The sequence below is a fragment of the Streptomyces sp. YJ-C3 genome (assembly GCF_053891275.1).
Genome location: NZ_CM132685.1, coordinates 6072089 through 6089431 on the forward strand (window position 1 = coordinate 6072089; position 17343 = coordinate 6089431).

General features: G+C 70.2%; 18 protein-coding genes and 2 tRNA genes. 5 read left to right on the plus strand and 15 right to left on the minus strand.

The genetic code is table 11. The features are described 5' to 3' along the window. Positions 1–3: 3 nt before the first annotated feature. Positions 4–1983, minus strand: a complete 1980-nt coding sequence (gene thrS, locus ACVHNB_RS27140) for a threonine--tRNA ligase (RefSeq protein WP_428955928.1) — start codon at positions 1981–1983, stop codon at positions 4–6. A 136-nt stretch (positions 1984–2119) separates the two neighbouring features. Here thrS and ACVHNB_RS27145 point away from each other — a divergent pair, with 136 nt between their 5' ends. Continuing rightward, positions 2120–2656 (plus strand): DinB family protein, encoded by a 537-nt coding sequence (locus ACVHNB_RS27145; protein WP_456226118.1) that lies wholly within the window; start codon positions 2120–2122, stop codon positions 2654–2656. Here ACVHNB_RS27145 and ACVHNB_RS27150 read toward each other — a convergent pair. Continuing rightward, positions 2653–3870 carry a hypothetical protein gene (locus ACVHNB_RS27150; protein WP_428955926.1) on the minus strand — a complete coding sequence of 406 codons (1218 nt, stop codon included), beginning with the start codon at positions 3868–3870 and terminating at the stop codon, positions 2653–2655. The genes ACVHNB_RS27145 and ACVHNB_RS27150 overlap by 4 nt on opposite strands. Before the next feature lie 43 nt (positions 3871–3913). Further along, a complete protein-coding gene (locus ACVHNB_RS27155) occupies positions 3914–4480 on the minus strand; it encodes a DUF4365 domain-containing protein (RefSeq protein WP_428955925.1) in 567 nt (188 codons plus the stop codon). Between the two features lie 213 nt (positions 4481–4693). Here ACVHNB_RS27155 and ACVHNB_RS27160 point away from each other — a divergent pair, with 213 nt between their 5' ends. Continuing rightward, positions 4694–5419, plus strand: a complete 726-nt coding sequence (locus tag ACVHNB_RS27160; RefSeq protein WP_428955924.1) for a 3'-5' exonuclease — start codon at positions 4694–4696, stop codon at positions 5417–5419. A gap of 75 nt (positions 5420–5494) precedes the next feature. Here ACVHNB_RS27160 and ACVHNB_RS27165 read toward each other — a convergent pair. From ACVHNB_RS27165 to ACVHNB_RS27205, 9 genes are all read right to left on the minus strand, one after another. Next, positions 5495–5566, minus strand: a tRNA-Val gene (locus ACVHNB_RS27165). Positions 5567–5605: 39 nt separating this feature from the next. Next, positions 5606–6061 (minus strand): SRPBCC family protein, encoded by a 456-nt coding sequence (locus ACVHNB_RS27170; RefSeq protein ID WP_456226119.1) that lies wholly within the window; start codon positions 6059–6061, stop codon positions 5606–5608. Positions 6062–6101: 40 nt separating this feature from the next. Beyond that, complete coding sequence (locus tag ACVHNB_RS27175) at positions 6102–8894, minus strand: exo-rhamnogalacturonan lyase family protein (protein WP_428955922.1); 2793 nt, start codon at positions 8892–8894, stop codon at positions 6102–6104. A 65-nt stretch (positions 8895–8959) separates the two neighbouring features. Further along, on the minus strand, positions 8960–9559 hold the full coding sequence (locus tag ACVHNB_RS27180) for a hypothetical protein (RefSeq protein WP_456226120.1): 600 nt from the start codon (positions 9557–9559) through the stop codon (positions 8960–8962). Then, complete coding sequence (locus ACVHNB_RS27185) at positions 9556–10431, minus strand: carbohydrate ABC transporter permease (protein WP_428955920.1); 876 nt, start codon at positions 10429–10431, stop codon at positions 9556–9558. Before ACVHNB_RS27185 ends, ACVHNB_RS27180 begins: the two co-directional genes overlap by 4 nt. Next, positions 10428–11393 (minus strand): carbohydrate ABC transporter permease, encoded by a 966-nt coding sequence (locus ACVHNB_RS27190; RefSeq protein ID WP_428955919.1) that lies wholly within the window; start codon positions 11391–11393, stop codon positions 10428–10430. The genes ACVHNB_RS27185 and ACVHNB_RS27190 overlap by 4 nt, the downstream gene beginning before the upstream one ends. Positions 11394–11407: 14 nt before the next feature. Further along, the gene (locus ACVHNB_RS27195) at positions 11408–12694 is read right to left on the minus strand and encodes an ABC transporter substrate-binding protein (protein WP_456226121.1); all 1287 of its coding nucleotides are present in this window, start codon (positions 12692–12694) and stop codon (positions 11408–11410) included. Between the two features lie 213 nt (positions 12695–12907). Beyond that, a tRNA-Val gene (locus ACVHNB_RS27200) sits at positions 12908–12979 on the minus strand. A gap of 61 nt (positions 12980–13040) precedes the next feature. Then, positions 13041–13478 (minus strand): TIGR02611 family protein, encoded by a 438-nt coding sequence (locus ACVHNB_RS27205; protein WP_428955917.1) that lies wholly within the window; start codon positions 13476–13478, stop codon positions 13041–13043. A 190-nt stretch (positions 13479–13668) separates the two neighbouring features. Here ACVHNB_RS27205 and ACVHNB_RS27210 point away from each other — a divergent pair, with 190 nt between their 5' ends. Both ACVHNB_RS27210 and ACVHNB_RS27215 read left to right on the plus strand, forming a co-directional pair. Next, on the plus strand, positions 13669–14082 hold the full coding sequence (locus tag ACVHNB_RS27210) for an SsgA family sporulation/cell division regulator (protein WP_004002642.1): 414 nt from the start codon (positions 13669–13671) through the stop codon (positions 14080–14082). A gap of 254 nt (positions 14083–14336) precedes the next feature. Further along, positions 14337–14906, plus strand: a complete 570-nt coding sequence (locus tag ACVHNB_RS27215) for a CGNR zinc finger domain-containing protein (protein ID WP_428955916.1) — start codon at positions 14337–14339, stop codon at positions 14904–14906. A 6-nt stretch (positions 14907–14912) separates the two neighbouring features. Here ACVHNB_RS27215 and ACVHNB_RS27220 read toward each other — a convergent pair whose 3' ends face one another. Both ACVHNB_RS27220 and ACVHNB_RS27225 read right to left on the minus strand, forming a co-directional pair. Continuing rightward, positions 14913–15119, minus strand: a complete 207-nt coding sequence (locus ACVHNB_RS27220; protein WP_428955915.1) for a hypothetical protein — start codon at positions 15117–15119, stop codon at positions 14913–14915. A 243-nt stretch (positions 15120–15362) separates the two neighbouring features. Next, positions 15363–15806, minus strand: a complete 444-nt coding sequence (locus ACVHNB_RS27225; RefSeq protein ID WP_456226122.1) for a hypothetical protein — start codon at positions 15804–15806, stop codon at positions 15363–15365. A 178-nt stretch (positions 15807–15984) separates the two neighbouring features. Here ACVHNB_RS27225 and ACVHNB_RS27230 point away from each other — a divergent pair, with 178 nt between their 5' ends. Next, on the plus strand, positions 15985–16494 hold the full coding sequence (locus ACVHNB_RS27230) for a DsbA family protein (RefSeq protein WP_428955913.1): 510 nt from the start codon (positions 15985–15987) through the stop codon (positions 16492–16494). A 3-nt stretch (positions 16495–16497) separates the two neighbouring features. Here ACVHNB_RS27230 and ACVHNB_RS27235 read toward each other — a convergent pair whose 3' ends face one another. After that, a complete protein-coding gene (locus tag ACVHNB_RS27235; protein ID WP_456226123.1) occupies positions 16498–17322 on the minus strand; it encodes a GNAT family N-acetyltransferase in 825 nt (274 codons plus the stop codon). Positions 17323–17343: the final 21 nt, after the last annotated feature.

A 17343-nucleotide genomic window follows, 5' to 3' on the forward strand; every position in this document is an offset into this window, starting at 1 on the left:
GCGTCAGACCTGCGCCCGCTCCTCGACGACCTTCGCGATCTTCGCGATGGCCTCGTCGACCGGGATGCCGTTCTCCTGCGAGCCGTCGCGGTAGCGGAAGGACACCGAACCGGCGTTCATGTCCTCGTCGCCCGCGATGACCATGAAGGGCACCTTGGCCTTCTGCTGGTTGCGGATCTTCTTCTGCATGCGGTCCGAGGACGCGTCGACCTCGACCCGCAGGCCCTGGGCGCGGGCCTTCTCGGCGAACGCCTCCAGGTACGGGATGTGCGCGTCGCCGATCGGGATGCCGACGGCCTGGACCGGGGCGAGCCAGGCCGGGAAGGCGCCCGCGTAGTGCTCGAGCAGCACACCGAAGAACCGCTCGATCGAGCCGAACAGGGCACGGTGCAGCATGACGGGCTGCTGGCGCGAGCCGTCCGCCGCGGTGTACTCCAGGCCGAACCGCTTGGGCTGGTTGAAGTCGACCTGGAGGGTCGACATCTGCCAGGACCGGCCGATCGCGTCCTTGGCCTGGACGGAGATCTTCGGGCCGTAGTAGGCGGCGCCGCCCGGGTCGGGCACGAGCGGCAGGTTCTGCTTCTCGGCGGCCTGGCGCAGGGCCTCGGTGGCCTCGGCCCAGTCCTCGTCGGTACCGATGAACTTGTCGGAGTCGTCGCGGGTGGACAGCTCCAGCTCGAACTCGGTCAGGCCGTAGTCGCGCAGCAGGTCGAGCACGAAGGTCAGGAGCGTGTCGAGCTCCTGCGGCATCTGCTCCTTGGTGCAGTAGATGTGCGAGTCGTCCTGGGTGAAGCCGCGCGAGCGGGTCAGGCCGTGCACGACGCCCGACTTCTCGTACCGGTACACGGTGCCGAACTCGAAGAGCCGCAGCGGCAGTTCACGGTAGGAACGCCCTCGGGACTTGAAGATCAGGTTGTGCATCGGGCAGTTCATCGCCTTGAGGCGGTAGTTCTGCTCGTCGAACTGGATGGGCGGGAACATGCCGTCCGCGTAGTGCGGCAGGTGACCCGAGATCTCGAAGAGGTGCTCCTTCGAGATGTGCGGGGTGTTCACGAACTCGTAGCCGGAGACCTCGTGGCGGCGCCGCGAGTAGTCCTCCATGACCTTGCGGATCACGCCGCCCTTGGGGTGGAAGACCGCGAGGCCCGGGCCGAGCTCCTCCGGGAAGGAGAACAGGTCGAGCTCGGCGCCCAGCTTGCGGTGGTCGCGCTTCTCGGCCTCGACGAGGAAGTCGAGGTACGCCTTCAGCTCGTCCTTGGTCGGCCAGGCGGTGCCGTAGATCCGCTGGAGCTGCGGGTTCTTCTCGCTGCCGCGCCAGTACGCGGCGGCGGAGCGCATCAGCTTGAACGCCGGGATGTTCCGGGTGGTGGGCAGGTGGGGACCGCGGCAGAGGTCCTTCCAGCACAGGTCGCCGGTCTTGGCGTCGAGGTTGTCGTAGATGGTCAGCTCGCCGCTGCCCACCTCGGCGTCGGCGCCGTCGGCGGCCTGCGCAGCGTTGCCCTTGAGGCCGATGAGCTCCAGCTTGTAGGGCTCGTCGGCGAGCTCGACGCGCGCGTCGTCGTCGGTGGTCACGCGGCGCGAGAAGCGCTGCCCCCGCTTCTGGATCTCCTGCATCTTCTTCTCGATGCGCTTGATGTCCTCGGGGGTGAACGGCTCCTTGACGTCGAAGTCGTAGTAGAAGCCGTCCTTGATGGGCGGGCCGATGCCGAGCTTGGCGTCCGGGAACAGCTCCTGGACGGCCTGCGCCATCACGTGCGCGGTGGAGTGCCGCAGGATGTTGAGACCGTCCTCGGAGGAGATCTCGACGGGCTCGACCTCCTCGCCGTCCTGCACGGCGTACGCGAGGTCCTTCAGCTCGCCGCCCACGCGGGCCGCGACGATGCTGCGCTCACCGGCGAAGAGCTCGGCGGCCGTAGTGCCCGGCGTCACCACGCGCTCTTCCCGCTCGGAATCGCGTTGGATGATCACACGGACGTCAGACACCGGTCTTCTCCTACCTGAAGATGGAACGCCGCGCCATTACCTGTGACGCGTGCAGAAGCGATCGTACCGAGTCACCGGGACCGCTCGCGAAACGGTTAACGGGCACCCCTCCGAGGCCGGGCCTAGCGTGGAGCGCATGGCACTCGACTGGAACACGCTCCTCGCCGACCAGCTCGACTGGCACTGGCGGCACCAGCTGCGCCCGCGCCTGGCCGGCCTCACCGACGACGAGTACTTCTGGCAGCCCGTACCGGACTGCTGGACCGTGCGCCCCGGCCCCGGTCAGGACCGTCCCGCCATCGACTGGGCCTATCCGCCGCCGGTCCCGGCGCCGGTGACGACGATCGCCTGGCGCATCGGGCACATCCTGGTCGGCGTGCTCGGCATGCGCAGCGCCGCGCACTTCGGCGGGCCTCCCGTGGACTACGGGACGTACGCGTATCCGGGCACGGCCGCCGAGGCGCTCGACCGGCTCGACGCGGCGTACGCGGTGTGGATGACCGGGGTGCGCGGGCTCGGTGAGGACGGGCTGGCGCGGCCGTGCGGCCCGGCCGAGGGCCCGTACGCGAAGGAGCCGCTGGCCACGCTCGTGCTGCACATCCACCGCGAGACGATCCACCACGGCGCGGAGATCGCCCTGCTCAGGGACCTGTACGTGCACAAGTTCGGCTAGTCGTCGCCCGCGCACGCCTCTTCGAAGAAGTCCAGGTTCTCCTGGAGCGACTTCATCAGGCGGTCCCGCTCGGCCTCTTCCACCTGCACCGGTACGACTCCGGTGGCGCCGGTGAGCCGCCGGAAGCCGCCCCGGCTCTCCAGCCGCCCGTGCACCCGGATCGGCAGGCCCACCAGGTGCGCGTGGCCCGCTATCCGGTACGCCTCCTCGTCCAGCGTCAGCCGGACGTGCGGGACCTCGGCGCCGGCGATGACGCGCAGCCGCACCGTGCCCTCGCCGCGCGGGCCGGTCCTGCGCAGCCGCTCGACGGTGCCGGTGATCCGGACGGAGACCGCGGGTTCGGCGTGCAGGTAGCGGGCGCCGGCCTCGCGGAGCACGTCCAGGTCGCCGGGTGAGAACTCGACGGGCGCGTCCCCGTCGGTGCACTCCTCGGGCACTCCGGCGGCGGGCGCCCAGGCGACGGCGACCCGGGCGCCCTCGGTGCCGCGCACCAGGGCGACCAGCGCCTCGGTCAGTTCGTGGCTGACGCCTGCCTCGACGGCGCCGTCGAACGCGTCCATGCCGCCGGTGGCCCGCCGGTAGTCGATGGCCTCGCGCACCGCGTACAGCGCCTGGTGCAGCCGGACCGCGAGGGTGCGTCCGGCGGCGACCGGTACGAACGCGGTGAGCCTGCGGCCGCCGGGTGCCGTCTGCACCAGTACGTTCTCCAGGGCCGCGGCGGCAGGCCGACGGTGCCGGGCCCCGTAGTACCCGGCGCGTCCGCGGGCGGCGAGGGCCCCGGCGAGCAGCATCCGCCGCGCGGCGGACCGCAGTTGCTCCTCGGCGGTCCAGGACGAGGCGCCGCCCGGCCCTTCGGGCACGTCCCGCCACCACCGGATCTCGTCGCTGGGCACGGCGAGCGAGATCAGGACCTCGCGGGCGGACGGGGCGCCGCTGCGCTCCAGGGCCAGGAGCGCCTCGCCGAGCAGGTCCTCGCTGTCCGGGAAGGTCCGGTTCTCCGGCACGAGCAGGCTGGTCCGGGCGCCGGAGCCCGGCAGGGTCCAGCGCGCGTACCGTCCCGCGGCGCCCCCGCGGCGCTGCCAGCCGTGCCGGTCGAGCAGGGCGCCGAGGACGGCCGGGTCGACCTGTCCCGGCTCGGGTCCCGGGAGGTCGACGGGGTGCGCGCGGGCCGCGCCGAGGGAACGCAGGGGCTCGCCGCTCGACCGGTGCTGCATGTCGTAACTCCCTTCCGGGCCAGCCGACGTGACCGGTGACCGGTCAGGGCCGCCCGCCCGTCCCGACCCGGTTCATGATCTCGCAGAGCGCGCGGTCGTCGAAGATCCGCGAGGTCGGGACGCGCACGGTGGTCCTGCGCCGGCCGGTGACCGGCTGGCCGGCGAGATTGGTCCAGTAGCAGCAGTGCCGCAGGTCGAGCCGGTCGTGGCTGGCGCGCAGCCAGTCGTCCTGGGAGCGCGGCACGAGCATCACGACGAGGATCTTGTGCACCGAGACCGGGGTTCTGGCGAGCTTCTCCAGGTGTGCGTTGTCGAGCGTGAAGGAGAAGGACGGGCCCCGTGGGTTCGGGGGGATCTGGTACGTCGCTTTGAGCTGCACCTTGATGGTGACCTCGTCGTCCACCGTGTGCCCGGGGGCGCTGTGGCTGACGTGCCAGTCGATGCCGTTGTCGGGAAAGGGCTGCGAGAGCGAGCATCCGGCCGCCGCGGCCACGGCGTGCAGATAGCCCACCTGCAGTGTCTCCATGCAGGCGGTGGTGGCGAGTGTGCCGCGCGACGGTGCGATCCGCCCGGGCAGCAGCCCACCCTGTTCGGGCCGCGCGAGCGCCATGGTCCAACTGGCCTTTCAGAAAGGTGAATCCCCGTGGAGATCAAGAATTTGATCAAGCCGGAGTCAATGGCACCCCGCTGAACTGCCATGACTCGTATCTGTGTTGTCACCGCTCCGCGTAGGGCGCAAACGGCCCGGGTATCACCGGGTGGGGCAGGAGACGCAAAACGACGGGACGTCATCTGCCGGGCGTGAACAGGGAGTTGCATTGTCATGACGTGCTGGTACGAGGGCCCCCTTGCCGCCTTCGACACAGAGACGACCGGCGTGGACGTGGAGACCGACCGCATCGTGTCGGCGGCGATCGTGGTGCAGGACGCGCCGGGCACGCGGCCGCGGGTGACGCGCTGGCTGGTGAACCCGGGTGTCCCGGTGCCGCCCGGGGCGACGGACGTCCACGGTCTGACCGATGAGCATCTGCAGCGCAACGGCCGCTGGCCGGCGCCGGTGATGGAGGAGATAGGCCGCGAGCTGGCGGAGCAGGCGGCGACCGGCCGGCCGCTGGTGATCATGAACGCGCCGTTCGATCTGACCATGCTGGACCGGGAGTTGAAGCGTCATCGCGCTTCGTCGCTGGCCCGCTATCTGGAGAGCTACTCGCTCTGCGTCCTGGATCCGCGGGTCCTCGACAAGCATCTGGACCGCTACCGCAAGGGCCGTCGCACGCTGACGGATCTGTGTGCGCACTACGAGGTGGAGCTGGCGGAGGCGCACGACGCGGCGGCGGACGCACAGGCGGCGCTCGACGTGGTCCGCGCGGTGGGCCGTCGTTTCGCGGCCCGCCTGGAGCGCCTCTCCCCCGCCGAGCTGCATACGCTCCAGGCGGTCTGGCACGCGGCGCAGGCGCGCGGTCTCCAGGCGTGGTTCGCGCGCTCCGGCACTCCGGAGCAGGTGGACCCGGCGTGGCCGCTGCGGCCGGAACTTCCGGCGGCGGCTTGATCGTTCCCCCGCTGGGGGCCCGACAAGCAGAAACGAAAAACCGGCCCGTCTCTCGACGGACCGGTCATTTCCGGGTGGGCGATACTGGGTTCGAACCAGTGACCTCTTCGGTGTGAACGAAGCGCTCTCCCACTGAGCTAATCGCCCGGGAACGGGTTGAACAATACAGGGCGCGGCGGGCTGTGTTCAAACCGGTTGCAGGTGGGCCAGCAGACCGCGCCGTCCGCCGCGCATCATCCACCGGTGGTTGGCGCGGAAGACGGGCCTGCCGAGGACGGCGAAGCGGCGCATCAGGGGTTTGCGCACCTCCACCTCCTGGTCGTAGACCGCGCGTGTGCCGCCGCCGCGTGAGCTGACCGTCCACCGGGCCCAGCCGTCGAGGTCTCCGCTCATGGCGATCTCCAGGACCCCGGCGGCCGGGTCCCGGTGTGTCTCGCGGGCCGTGACCGTGAGCTCGTACGGCAGGAAGGACCGGAACACGGCGACGCCGCTGGTGGTGTCCAGCGGCGCCACCGAGCGGACCTGCGGCCACCACGCCGGGTACTCCTCGGCCCGTTCCAGGACCGCGTACACGGTGGCCGGTGGTGCGGGCAGGTCCCAGACGCTGCGGAAGCGGTAGTGGCTCAGGGCGCTCCAGTCCATGGCCCGAGTCTGCCCGGGCGGCGCTCGCTTCTCGTGGACGTCAGGGCATTTTGTCCCCGATCAGTGCCAGGTTCTCGATGGCGGCGAGGCCGTAGAGGGCGGTGTCGTTGGTGGAGATCCAGTTCGCCTCGGCGCCGGCGACGAGGGTGACGGGGCCGTCGGTCTTCTCCGTCTTCCACGGGGAGGATTCGGTGTAGCCGTCGCTCTTGTAGAACTTCTCCCAGGCGCGCCGGGCGAGCTTGTCGTCGCCGGTGCGCACGGCGGCGTACGCGTCGAGGCGCGAGTGGCCCTGGAAGAGGATGAGGGACCCGAAGTCCGACCCGTACCGCGCCTTCTGCTCCGCCTTGGTGGCGTTGAAGTAGCGGCAGTAGTCGTAGTACGCCTCCTCGAACTCCGGCATGTCGACGAGGTCGATCAGTTCCGCGCACAGCTCGTTCAGGCCGAAGACGGCCGACAGGTGCGAGACGCCGACGACCGGCTCGTCGGCGATCGCGAACCTGCCGGTGTCGAGGTCGTAGAGTCCGCTGCCCTGCACGAATCCGTTGGGCTGTGCGGCGATGGTCTCCATGGTCGACAGGACTCTGGCCCGGGCCTTCTCCCACTGGGGTCCGCGCCGCTCCCACTCGGTGAGCCAGGCCGAGACGAGGCCGCTCCAGTCGGTGCCGAAGCCGATGGACAGGGCGTGCGGGTCGGGCTCGTAGTCGGGGTCGGGGCGGACCTTGCGCTGCGGGTCGAGCACGAGGAAGGTCTCGTCGGAGTCGATGTTGGCGTGCATGAGGTCGCCGACGCGTTCGTCGCCGGTGAGGAAGTAGTAGTAGCGGCGGTACGTGGTGTTGGCGATGCGCTGCTGCTTCGCGGAGTCGGCGTAGTGCTGGACGCCGTGGCGGGTGCCGAGCCCGGCCCACGTGCCGAGGTGGTAGACGTCGACCTCGCCGGTGTGGCGGGTCATGGCCTCGGCGAAGCGGAAGATGTCGGCGCGTCCGCTGCGCAGGTACGCGAACCAGAGCCAGAGGTCGGGCGAGAGCTCGGAGTTGTCCCAGGCGTAGCCGCCGACGTCGTAGCGCCATTGGTGCCGTGCGGTGTCGTAGGAGTGCATCACGTCGCCGTAGTCCCAGAAGCCGTACCAGCGCCGCATCTCCACCTGGTCCTTGTAGTAGGTGAAGAGGAAGTCGAGGTGGTCCTCGATCCTGGCCTTGGCGGGTGTGGAGCGGTCCGGCTCGGAGTAGAGGCCGGGGCCGAAGACCTTCGCCTCGATGAGCTGCCGAGGCGGTGCGGCGAGCTGGGGCAGCACGCGGACGGCCTCGACCTGCTGGGCGAGGACCTCGGGCTTCGGTGTCGACTCGTTGGCCCAGAACATCAGCTCGCTGGTGCGGGCGATTCCGTAGGGCGTGCCGAACTCGGGCTCGTAGTCCTCGTAGGTGATGTTGAGGCCTTCGAGCTGTTCCGCGTACGTGTCCTGGCCCATGCCGTCGTGGTAGAAGCGCAGGTCCATCGGCTGGGCCTCGGGCGACCACAGCCACAGGGTGACCTCGGCCTCGTCGGTGTGCGCGGCGCGGATGTCGAGGCCGGCCGGGTGCTTCTCCCAGAAGTCCCGGATTCCGAAGGAGAGTCCGCCGCTCGGGCCGCCGAGGTACCCGAATCCGCTGGCGCGGCGTCCGCCGCCCGCGGCGATCCAGCCGTGTCCCTTCTTGGTCCGCTTGCGCAGGGTGAAGCCGTCGGCGGACAGCTGGGAGAGGGTGTAGTCGCCCCATTCGGGGATGTAGCGGAGTCGCGTCGTGACGCGCTGGTCCCAGGTCGAGGGGTCGGGCAGTTTCTCGCCCGCGAACTGGGCGGCCTGCACGGCGGCGCCGGGGTCGCGGCGCAGGCCGGTGATGCCCTGGACGGCTTCCCGCAGCAGTCCGGTGTCCTCGCCGCCGATGCGGATGTGCCGGTCGTACGGGGCGTCGCGCATCGGCACGGTGAAGCGGACGCCGAGCCCGCGGACGAAGTCGCCGGAGGTCTTGCCGGGTTCCTGGGTGCCGTCGTAGGTGAGGGTGTGGACCATGCGGAAGGAGTCGGCGCCCGCGTAGAAGTAGAGGCGGACCGAGAACGGCAGCCAGCTGCGGCTTCCCTTGCGGTGTTTGCCGTCGATGCGGACGACGGCGCGCACCGGGCCGTCCTGTTCGACCTTCGTCTTTTCGATGACGCTCTCGAAGCGTTCGTACGTGTCGGTTCCCTGGTCGCCGTCCTCGATCTCGCCCTGGCGCAGCAGTACGAGCCGGCCGTGCTTGGCGATCTCGGTGGAGCCGCGGGTCACGCTCTTGACGAGGGTGGATCCGCTCGTGCCGAGGCGGGCGGTGATGACTCCGGTGTCGACGGTGACGGCTCCGCCGTGCGTGGCGACGGTGACCTTCTTGTCGGGCGCGGCGGGGCTCCCGGCCGCCAGCGTGAGCGTGCCGTTCCCGGCGTCGGGGCCGACGGCGTGCGCGGTCCACTTCAGGGAGCCGTCCGGCCATTGCGCGAGCGGCCAGGTCTGGACGGGGACCCGGGTGCCGTCGTCGGTGCTGAGCGTGAACTCCTGGTCCTTCTCGTACGCGCCCTTCGGCCAGGGCACGCCGACGGTGGAGCCGGGGGCGGCGCCGAGCCCGCCGTCCTCCAGCCAGCCGAGCGTGACGGGTCGGGCCTCGGCGGCCGGGGCGTTCGGCGCGGCCTGCGCCTCCTTGCTGCCGAGTGCCCAGCCGAACTGGGCGGCGGCACCGGCCGCCGCGGCGGCTCTGAGGAGGGCTCTGCGGGGAAACCCTGGGGGGACACCCGGGGAGGCACCTGGGGAGACACCTCGGGAGACAGGGGACATCGTCGTTCCTTTCCGTGCATGCCAAAGGTGCTGTACGAGAAGGGGGTCGAGCGGGGTGCGGGGGTTCAGCGGGCCCGGCCGCGCTCCTCGACGGCGACGGCCGCCGCGGCGAGGACGCCGAGCGCCGGTACGGCGAGCGGGGCGAGGAACCCGGCGCACAGGACCACGACCGCGAGGCCGCACACGAGCAGCAGCGATCCGGCGGGGGCCCGGACGGTGCGCCGGGCGGCGGCGCCGAGCAGGGGCCGCCAGTGCGCTCCGGGTTCCCAGACGGCGGCGGCGCGCAGGACGGTCACGGCGGCGCCGAGCAGGGCGAGGACGCCCACGGCGGCGGCGAGCCGGCCGCCGGGGAGTCCGGTGTGTGCGACCTCCAGATCGATCCGGACGGTGGCGCAGGCCGCGGCCCCGGCGAGTCCGACGAGCCATCCGCGCCGGGCGGCGACGCGGAGGTCGGCCACGAACTCCCTTCGGCCGCCGCTCTGTTGGCCCAGATACCGGCGCAGGTGCCGGGACCCTGCGGCGAACGCGGCCGGCGCGGTGACGACGGGCACGGACGCGAGCGCGATCCACACCCCGGTCAGCAGGCACTCGGCGAAGACGCCGAACCGGACGCGCCGGCGCGACTCGGTGAACGGTGGCTTCGAGGGCGTACGGGTGTGGCTCATCCTTTGAGTCCCGAGGTCGCCATGCCGTCGATCAGATACCGCTGGAAGGCGGCGAAGAACGCGATGACGGGGATCAGGGCGACCAGGGACATCGCGATCTGGCCGCCGTAGTTGGAGATGCCTTCCTGGTCCCGGAACATCATCAGGCCGAGCGAGACGGTGTATTTGTCAGGGCTGTTGAGGTAGATGAGCGGCCCCATGAAGTCGTTCCACGCGTTGATGAAGGTGAAGATGGCGCTGGTGATGATCGCGGGGCGGCTCAGGGGCAGCACGATGGACCAGTAGGTCCGCAGGTGTCCGCAGCCGTCGAGCTTGGCGGCCTCGTCGAGTTCCCTGGGCAGGCCGCGCATGAACTGGACCATCAGGAAGACGAAGAACGCCTCCGTGGCCAGGAACTTTCCGGCGACGAGCGGCACGAAGGTGTCGATGTAGCCGAGCTTGCGGAACATCACGTACTGCGGGATGAGCAGGACGTGGTACGGCAGCAGCAGGGTGCCGATCATCAGCGTGAACAGCAGGTTCCGTCCGGCGAAGCGGATCTTGGCGAAGGCGTACGCGGTCAGCGAGCTGGAGAGCACGACGCCGGTCACGGCGAGGACCGCGTAGGTCAGCGAGTTGACGAAGAAGCTGCTGATCGAGATGCCGGAGATGCCGTCGGCGAGCCCGGAGAAGTTCGCGAGGACCGGGCTCGCGGGGAACAGGTCGAGGCTCCCGACGATGTCCTTGCTCGGCTTGAAGGACGCGCCGAGCACCCAGATCACCGGGTAGAGGACGACCGCGAGGACGACGAGCGCGCCGACGTGCCAGACGGCGGAGCCGGTGCGCCGGCGCTCGCTCGGGGTGCGCACGACAGGGCTGGTGGCACTGGTCACTTGGCGGCCTCCGTGCTGTCGTCGTAGTGCACCCACTTCTTCTGCGACCAGAACAGGACCGCCGTGACGAGCGCCACCGCGATCACGAGCGTCCAGGCCATCGCGGAGGCGAAGCCCATCTGGGACTCCTTGAAGCCCTTTTGGTAGAGGTAGCAGGTGTAGACGAGCGTGGCGTCGGCCGGCCCGCACTGTGTGTTGGAGACGACGTACGCGGACCCGAAGACCTGGAACGCGTGGATCGACTCCAGCAGGACGTTGAAGAAGAGCACCGGGGAGATCATCGGCAGCGTGACGTTCCAGAACCGGCGCAGCGGTCCGGCCCCGTCCATCTCGGCGGCCTCGTACAGTTCCTGCGGGACCTGCTTGAGCCCGGCGAGGAAGATGACCATGGGTGCGCCGAACTGCCAGATGCTCAGGGCGGCCAGGGCGTAGAGCACGTAGTCCGGGTTGCCGATCCAGCCGCCCACGTCCAGGCCGAGAATGCTCTGCGTACGGTCCACGACGGCGTCGTCGGAGAACAGTGCCCGCCATACGAAGCCGACGGACACACTTGCGCCGATGAGCGAGGGCAGGTAGAACGCGGCCCGGTACAGGCTCTGGCCGCGCCTCTTCTGCGCGAGCAGCAGCGCCACACCGAGCGCGAGCAGCAGTTTCAGCGGGGTGGCCACCACGACGTACTTCAGGGTCACCTGCACCGACTTCTGCCAGCGCGGGTCCTGGAACATGGTGGTGAAGTTGTCCAGGCCGACCCACCGCGGGGGCGTGAACAGGTTGTAGCTGGTGAAGGCGTAGTACAGCGAGGCGATCATGGGCCCCGCGGTGAGCAGGACGAAGCCCGCGATCCACGGGGACATGAAGAGATAGCCGGCGAGGTTCTCGCGGCGCCGTCCGCCGCGCCCGGCGTGGGGCGCGGCGGGCCGCTTCCCTGCCGGGCGTGCGGGCGCTTCCTTGACGAGGGTCATGGCGGTAGGTCCCCTCAGCCCGCGAACGCGGCCTTGGCCTCGCCTAAGAACTGCTGGGCGGCGGCGGCCGGCTTGGTCTTGCCGTGGGCGACCTCGCCGCCGATGCGCAGGAAGGCGGCCTCGACGACATCGGTGCCGGAGGGCTGCGGGGTCATCTTGCCGAGCACGCCGGCCCGGGAGACCTCCGTCTCGTAGGCGGCGACGGCCTTGTTGGTCGCGTCCGTCGGCCGGTACGCCTCGAACTGTTCGGTGGTCGCGAGGATGCCGCGGTCGTAGCCCATGATCGTGCCGACCTCGGGGTCGTGGACCATGAAGTCGATGAACCGGGCGGCTTCCTCGGGGTGCTCGGTCCCGCTGAAGGCGCTGAGCATCAGCGAGGACAGGTACTGGCCGGTCTGCTGGCCGTCCGTGGTGGGGATCGGTACGAGTCCGTAGTCGGAGTCGCCCTCTCCCTCGTACCGGACGGAGAAGTTGTCCCAGGTGAACTCGGAGGCGGCGATCCCCTTGGACAGGCCGGAGGCGGGCTTCACCTGGTCGATCTTGTTCGGGTCGGCGACGAGCCCGGACTTCACCCGGCGGTAGCCGTCCTCCCACCACTGCGTCAGATCCGCTTCGGTGAAACCGAGTCCGGTCCCGGTGAAGAATGCCTTGCCGTTCTGACGGAGGACCAGGTCGTACATGTACATCACGCCGAAGTAGCCGGTGTCACCGGCGATCTTCTGGGTGTCGTGGATCTTCTGCAGCGCCTTCCAGTACTCGTCCCAGGTCCAGCCGAACTTCGGGTCCACGCCCGCCTTCTTGAAGACCTTGAGGTCGACGACCAGTGACATGGTGTTGGCGCCGACGGGTATCCCGACCTGCTTTCCGCCGTCCACCTGACCGGACGTCAGGACTCCGTCGCGGAAGTTCTTGAGGCTCAGATTCCCGGCGTCCGCCTGGGACTTGAGATCCATCAGAACACCGCGCTTGTCGTACTTGCGCAGGAAGGCGACCGAATTCTGGAAAACATCCGGTGGATTGCCACCGGAAGCCTGCGTCTGGAACTTCTCCCAGAAGGCCTCGTAGTCGGTGAATTCGGGCTTGATCTTGATTTTCGGGTTCTTCTTCTCGAAGAGCGCGATCGTCTTCTTGATCGCGATCGCCCGCGGCTCCCCGCCCCACCATGCGTACCGAAGAGTCACCGGGCCGTCGGACGACCCGCTCCCGCCGCCGCAGCCGGCCGCCGTCAGACCGAGCGCCGCGAGCGACCCTCCCGCGACCTTCAGCAGGCCACGCCGGTCGAGATCCCTGTTCGTAGGCACAGTTCGCCCCTCCACCCCACGCATTGAATCGTTTTAGGCAAGCGCTTGCCGGGCCAAAGTAGAGAGGAGCCGGGGGTGCGTCAACGGTTCGGACAAGAATTGCATCGAAGCGCTTCGAAAGTGCGGCGCGCGAGGCCCCCTGAACCGTTGCACGGGAACGCGAGAACGCCGAGAGCCCCGGAGACTCGATGTCTCCGGGGCTCTCGGTCCGGGTGGGCGATACTGGGTTCGAACCAGTGACCTCTTCGGTGTGAACGAAGCGCTCTCCCACTGAGCTAATCGCCCGGGCGCAGGAAGAACATTACCCCATGTCAGGGGGTGCCTGAGACCATCCCGCGCCCCGCGCTCACTGCTTGATGTTCCAGGGCATCTCGAGCCCGAACTTCCACACGTAGACCCCCACCAGCACCGCGATGACGACCAGGCCGATCGTGGTCAGGATAATGTTCCGCCGGCGCACCTTGGGGTCGAGGGCGCGCTGCGTGGCCTCCGTGACCTTGCGCTTCGTCCAGCGCAGCACCAGCTGGGCCCAGACGAACTCGGTCGCCCAGATCGCCATGCCCCCGAAGATCACCAGCCAGCCGGGGCCCGGCAGCGGCAGCATGATGATGCCCGCGACCACGACCGCGAGCCCCACGATGAAGACGCCGACCTGCCAGCTCAGGTGCAGGGTCCTGCGCGCCTGGATGAACTCCGGCGCTCGCGAGCCCAGCGGCCTGGCCCCGGATGCGGTCTCGTCGGCACCGGCGACCGCGCCGGCCGCCTCGTCACTCCCCGTATTCATGGGCCCAAACCTACCGGACTCATTCCCGTCACCGGAATGGCCGTTCCCCTACAAGAAAGACTCGGCCGTACGAGCTACCTAAAGGCGCCCAAAACACTCAGAGGGGTTTACAACGGCACCGTAGGTGGCATGTCGATTTCGCCGACGTGCGAATCCCCGAGCGCACACTGAGCGAAAGGCCCTGGCGCTTATGAACACCACGGTCAGCTGCGAGCTGCACCTGCGCCTCGTTGTGTCGAGCGAGTCCTCACTGCCTGTACCCGCAGGACTGCGGTATGACACGGCCGATCCGTATGCCGTGCACGCCACCTTCCACACCGGAGCGGAGGAAACCGTCGAATGGGTTTTCGCCCGCGACCTCCTCGCCGAAGGCCTCCACCGGCCGACCGGTACCGGTGACGTCCGAGTCTGGCCGTCCCGCAGCCATGGCCAGGGCGTCGTCTGCATCGCCCTGAGCTCCCCCGAGGGCGAAGCTCTCCTCGAGGCCCCGGCACGGGCCCTGGAGTCGTTCCTCAAGCGGACGGACGCGGCTGTGCCCCCGGGCACGGAGCACCGTCACTTCGACCTCGACCAGGAGCTCTCGCACATCCTCGCGGAAAGCTAGTCGCGCAGGAGGCCCGCGCCGGCAGCCGGTCGGCGTGAGCGGGACGAGGGCGCCTTCGCGCCGTCCACTCGGGGAGACGGCGCGGTTCAGCAAGTTCAGGACAACCGCATACGGCAGACACCGGCGCTGCCGCCGTGGGACCTACCACGGCGGTGGCGCCGTTGCGTGCCCGCGGCTCCCCCGCACCGGAAGGGCGCTAGGCTCGGCCAGCATCGGCGGGCGCAGGCCCGACCCCCCAGGCCAGGGAGCGAATCGTGCTGATCACCCACGACACCCGGTGCGCGCTGGACGCCGTGGTCGATCTGGTGAACACCGCACCGGACGGCGACGACGACTCCGCGACGGCCGACCGCCTCGCGACCGTGGCGGCGTTGGCGGATTTCGTACGAAAGCACGAGATCAGCGATGTGGGCGTGCTCGCGGAGCGTGACCTCGAGGCGGTCCTCGCGATCCGGGCCCAGTTCGCCCAGGTGTTCGCGGTGCCGGATCCGCACAGCGCGGCCACGGTGATCAACGATCTGGTCGCGGCGGCGGGCACCACCCCTCGGCTGACCGACCACGACGGCTACGACTGGCACGTGCACTACTTCGCGCCCGGCGCGTCCGTCGCCGACCACCTGGCCGCCGACTGCGGGATGGCCCTGGCGTTCTTCGTCGTCGCCGGGGAGCAGGAACGGCTGCGGCGCTGCGAGGCGCCCGACTGCCGGCACGCGTTCGTGGACCTGTCGCGCAACCGCTCACGCCGCTACTGCGACAGCCGCACGTGCGGGAACCGGCTGCATGTGGCCGCCTACCGGGCCCGCCGCAAGGAAGCGGCGGGCTGAGCGCCCTCACAGCAGCAGCAGGTCGTGCAGCGCGGCCATCATGAGCAGACAGCCGATCACCGCCAGGAAGATCATCAGCGGCGGCTGGGAGAGCGCGAAGAGGCAGCCTCGTGGTGCGTCGGGTGGTGCGGGCGTGGGCGGCTCGGGCTCGCTGTGCGGCGGCTGCCCCGGGTCGGCGTCCAGCTGGTCGCCCAGCTGCGGTGTGTCCAGCATCTCGCGGAGATGATGTCGCAGGTTGCGGGTGCCGATTGCCCAACATGCGCGTTCTACGCGGGAGTTCGCTGGATTACGTGACCCTCCATCCGGGCACCTGCGCGATAACTGCGGTTTACGTCGTACGTACGTCCAGACGTACGAGGCCATGCGGGGACGGGGGTTGGGGTCCTGGCTGCGGCATCGCGTCCGGGCCGGGCCGCTCGTCGCCCGTCAACCTCGTTGGCGTGAAGGGCCCTTGGCTCAGATGCCGTGCTTCTTGAGGATGGCCTCGATGTCGCTGAAGTCGTCGGCCGCGCCGGCCTTCGGGGCCGGCCGGGCGGCGGGCGTGGCGCCGGCGCTCGGGCCCAGCGAGGGGGCCGAGGCGGCCGGGGCGACGGCCCCGCTCCGGGCGGCCTTCGCCGCCGCCTTGCGTTCCTTGCGGGTGCCGCCGCTGCGCCGCTCGACGGCACGGGTCCCCATGAAGGTCAGCCAGGCCACGCCGAGCACACCGAAGCCGGCCCACGCGGTCGGGCTGAACGCGGTGTCCACGACCCAGCCGACCGCGCCGGTCATCACCAGGCCCAGCGGGACCAGGGCGTACGCGGCGGTGCGGGCGGCCGCGAGGAACCGCTTGCGGTAGGCGGTGACCGCGGCGATGCCCAGGCCCGCCACGGACGCGGCGGAGCAGACGGTCTCGGCAATCATCCGGTCCTCCAGGGCTCGGGCGTTCTGGTCGCGGGCGGGACATTCCGTCCCCTTCCATCCTGCACCGCAGGGGCGGCCCCGGGCCACGGCCCCGACGGACCTCAGGGAGATCTCGGGGTCAGGTCTCCTCCCCAGGTCCAGGTTGGGGAGGGTCGGCCCGGCCTGGGAGACTGGCCCCATGAACGCCCCGAACCCGATTCTTGACGTGTGGTGCGAGCTGCAGTGCCCCGACTGCCGCTCGGCCCTGGACGACGTGCGCGCGCTGCGCGAGCGCTACGGCGACCGCCTGGAGCTGCGCCTGCGGCACTTCCCGCTGGAGAAGCACAAGCACTCCTTCGCCGGTGCGCAGGCCGCCGAGGAGGCGTTCGAGCAGGGCAAGGGGTGGCCGTTTGTGGAGGCCGTGCTCGGCCGCGTCGAGGAGTTCGACCGCGAGGGCGAGCCGTTCCTCGTCGAGGTGGCGCGTGAACTGGGCCTGGACGCCGAGGAGTTCGACACCGCGCTGGTCGACGGGCGGCACATCCTGATCGTCGACGCCGACCAGGCCGAGGGCAAGGCGATCGGCGTGACGGGCACGCCGACGTACGTCATCGGGGGCGAGCGCCTCGACGGCGGCAAGAGCCAGGACGGCCTGCGTGCCCGTATCGAGGAGATCGCCGACCGGCTGCTCGCCGAACAGCCGCAGCGGTAGCGGTCAGAGCAGCTGCTTGTACAGGTGGTGCCGGGTCGGCTCGTATCCGAGCGACTCGTACAGGCGTAGCGCGGGGGTGTTGCCCGCGAACACGTTGAGGCCGATCCGGGTGGCGCCCGCGGCGATCGAGTCGGCCTCGGCCAGCAGCATCAGGGTGCGCCCGTGGCCCCGGCCGCGGTGGTCGGGCGCGATCTCCACGTCGTAGACGTACGCACCGTCGGGGCGCTGGGCCAGCCACAGGGTGCCGACCGTCTCTCCCCCGTGCTCCAGGACGCTGACCAGCACGTCCGGGGTCGCGATGCCTTCGGGCAGCAGAACCGCGTGATCGCGGTCGGCCTTCGCGCGGGCCTCCTCGGGCGTCGCCCCGCGCTCGATCACGGTGCGCGCGTAGCGTTCCTTGGCCAGCTCAAGCCACGGGCCGTACTCGGCTTCCGTCATGCGCCGCCCGGTGCTGCCCGCGGGCAGTTCGGGCGGCCGCCGCGGCAGCGTCTTCGCCATGTTCCGGTTGCGCTCGACATAGCCGAGGGCGCTCGCGAGCCGGAGCAGGCCGGGCTCGTCCGCGGGGACCGAGGCCTCGACACGGCGGCAGTTCCAGGAGCGGGCCACTTCCTCGGCGGCGAGCGCGGCGACCGTGCCGCGGCCGCGGCCCCGGTCCGGCTCGTCGATCCGCAGATCCAGGACCTGGGCGACGGCCGGGCGGAAGACCGGGTGCGTGGCGAGGTGGAGCGTGCCGACGGGACGGCTGTTCACGCACACCGCGTAGTGGCGCGAGCGCGACCCGTCGGCCGTGCGCTGGAGCGGCTCGGTCGGCCGCAGAGTCGTGGTCATCAGGGGTGTTCTACCCGCCCG

Bases quoted from the DNA above. Each gene is read 5' to 3' on its own strand.
- ACVHNB_RS27145 (WP_456226118.1), top strand. From the start codon at position 2,120: ATGGCACTCGACTGGAACACGCTCCTCGCCGACCAGCTCGACTGGCAC.
- ACVHNB_RS27150 (WP_428955926.1), bottom strand. From the start codon at position 3,870: ATGCAGCACCGGTCGAGCGGCGAGCCCCTGCGTTCCCTCGGCGCGGCC.
- ACVHNB_RS27155 (WP_428955925.1), bottom strand. From the start codon at position 4,480: ATGGCGCTCGCGCGGCCCGAACAGGGTGGGCTGCTGCCCGGGCGGATC.
- ACVHNB_RS27160 (WP_428955924.1), top strand. From the start codon at position 4,694: ATGACGTGCTGGTACGAGGGCCCCCTTGCCGCCTTCGACACAGAGACG.
- ACVHNB_RS27170 (WP_456226119.1), bottom strand. From the start codon at position 6,061: ATGGACTGGAGCGCCCTGAGCCACTACCGCTTCCGCAGCGTCTGGGAC.
- ACVHNB_RS27175 (WP_428955922.1), bottom strand. From the start codon at position 8,894: ATGTCCCCTGTCTCCCGAGGTGTCTCCCCAGGTGCCTCCCCGGGTGTC.
- ACVHNB_RS27180 (WP_456226120.1), bottom strand. From the start codon at position 9,559: ATGAGCCACACCCGTACGCCCTCGAAGCCACCGTTCACCGAGTCGCGC.
- ACVHNB_RS27190 (WP_428955919.1), bottom strand. From the start codon at position 11,393: ATGACCCTCGTCAAGGAAGCGCCCGCACGCCCGGCAGGGAAGCGGCCC.
- ACVHNB_RS27205 (WP_428955917.1), bottom strand. From the start codon at position 13,478: ATGAATACGGGGAGTGACGAGGCGGCCGGCGCGGTCGCCGGTGCCGAC.
- ACVHNB_RS27210 (WP_004002642.1), top strand. From the start codon at position 13,669: ATGAACACCACGGTCAGCTGCGAGCTGCACCTGCGCCTCGTTGTGTCG.
- ACVHNB_RS27220 (WP_428955915.1), bottom strand. From the start codon at position 15,119: ATGCTGGACACACCGCAGCTGGGCGACCAGCTGGACGCCGACCCGGGG.
- ACVHNB_RS27225 (WP_456226122.1), bottom strand. From the start codon at position 15,806: ATGATTGCCGAGACCGTCTGCTCCGCCGCGTCCGTGGCGGGCCTGGGC.
- ACVHNB_RS27230 (WP_428955913.1), top strand. From the start codon at position 15,985: ATGAACGCCCCGAACCCGATTCTTGACGTGTGGTGCGAGCTGCAGTGC.
- ACVHNB_RS27235 (WP_456226123.1), bottom strand. From the start codon at position 17,322: ATGACCACGACTCTGCGGCCGACCGAGCCGCTCCAGCGCACGGCCGAC.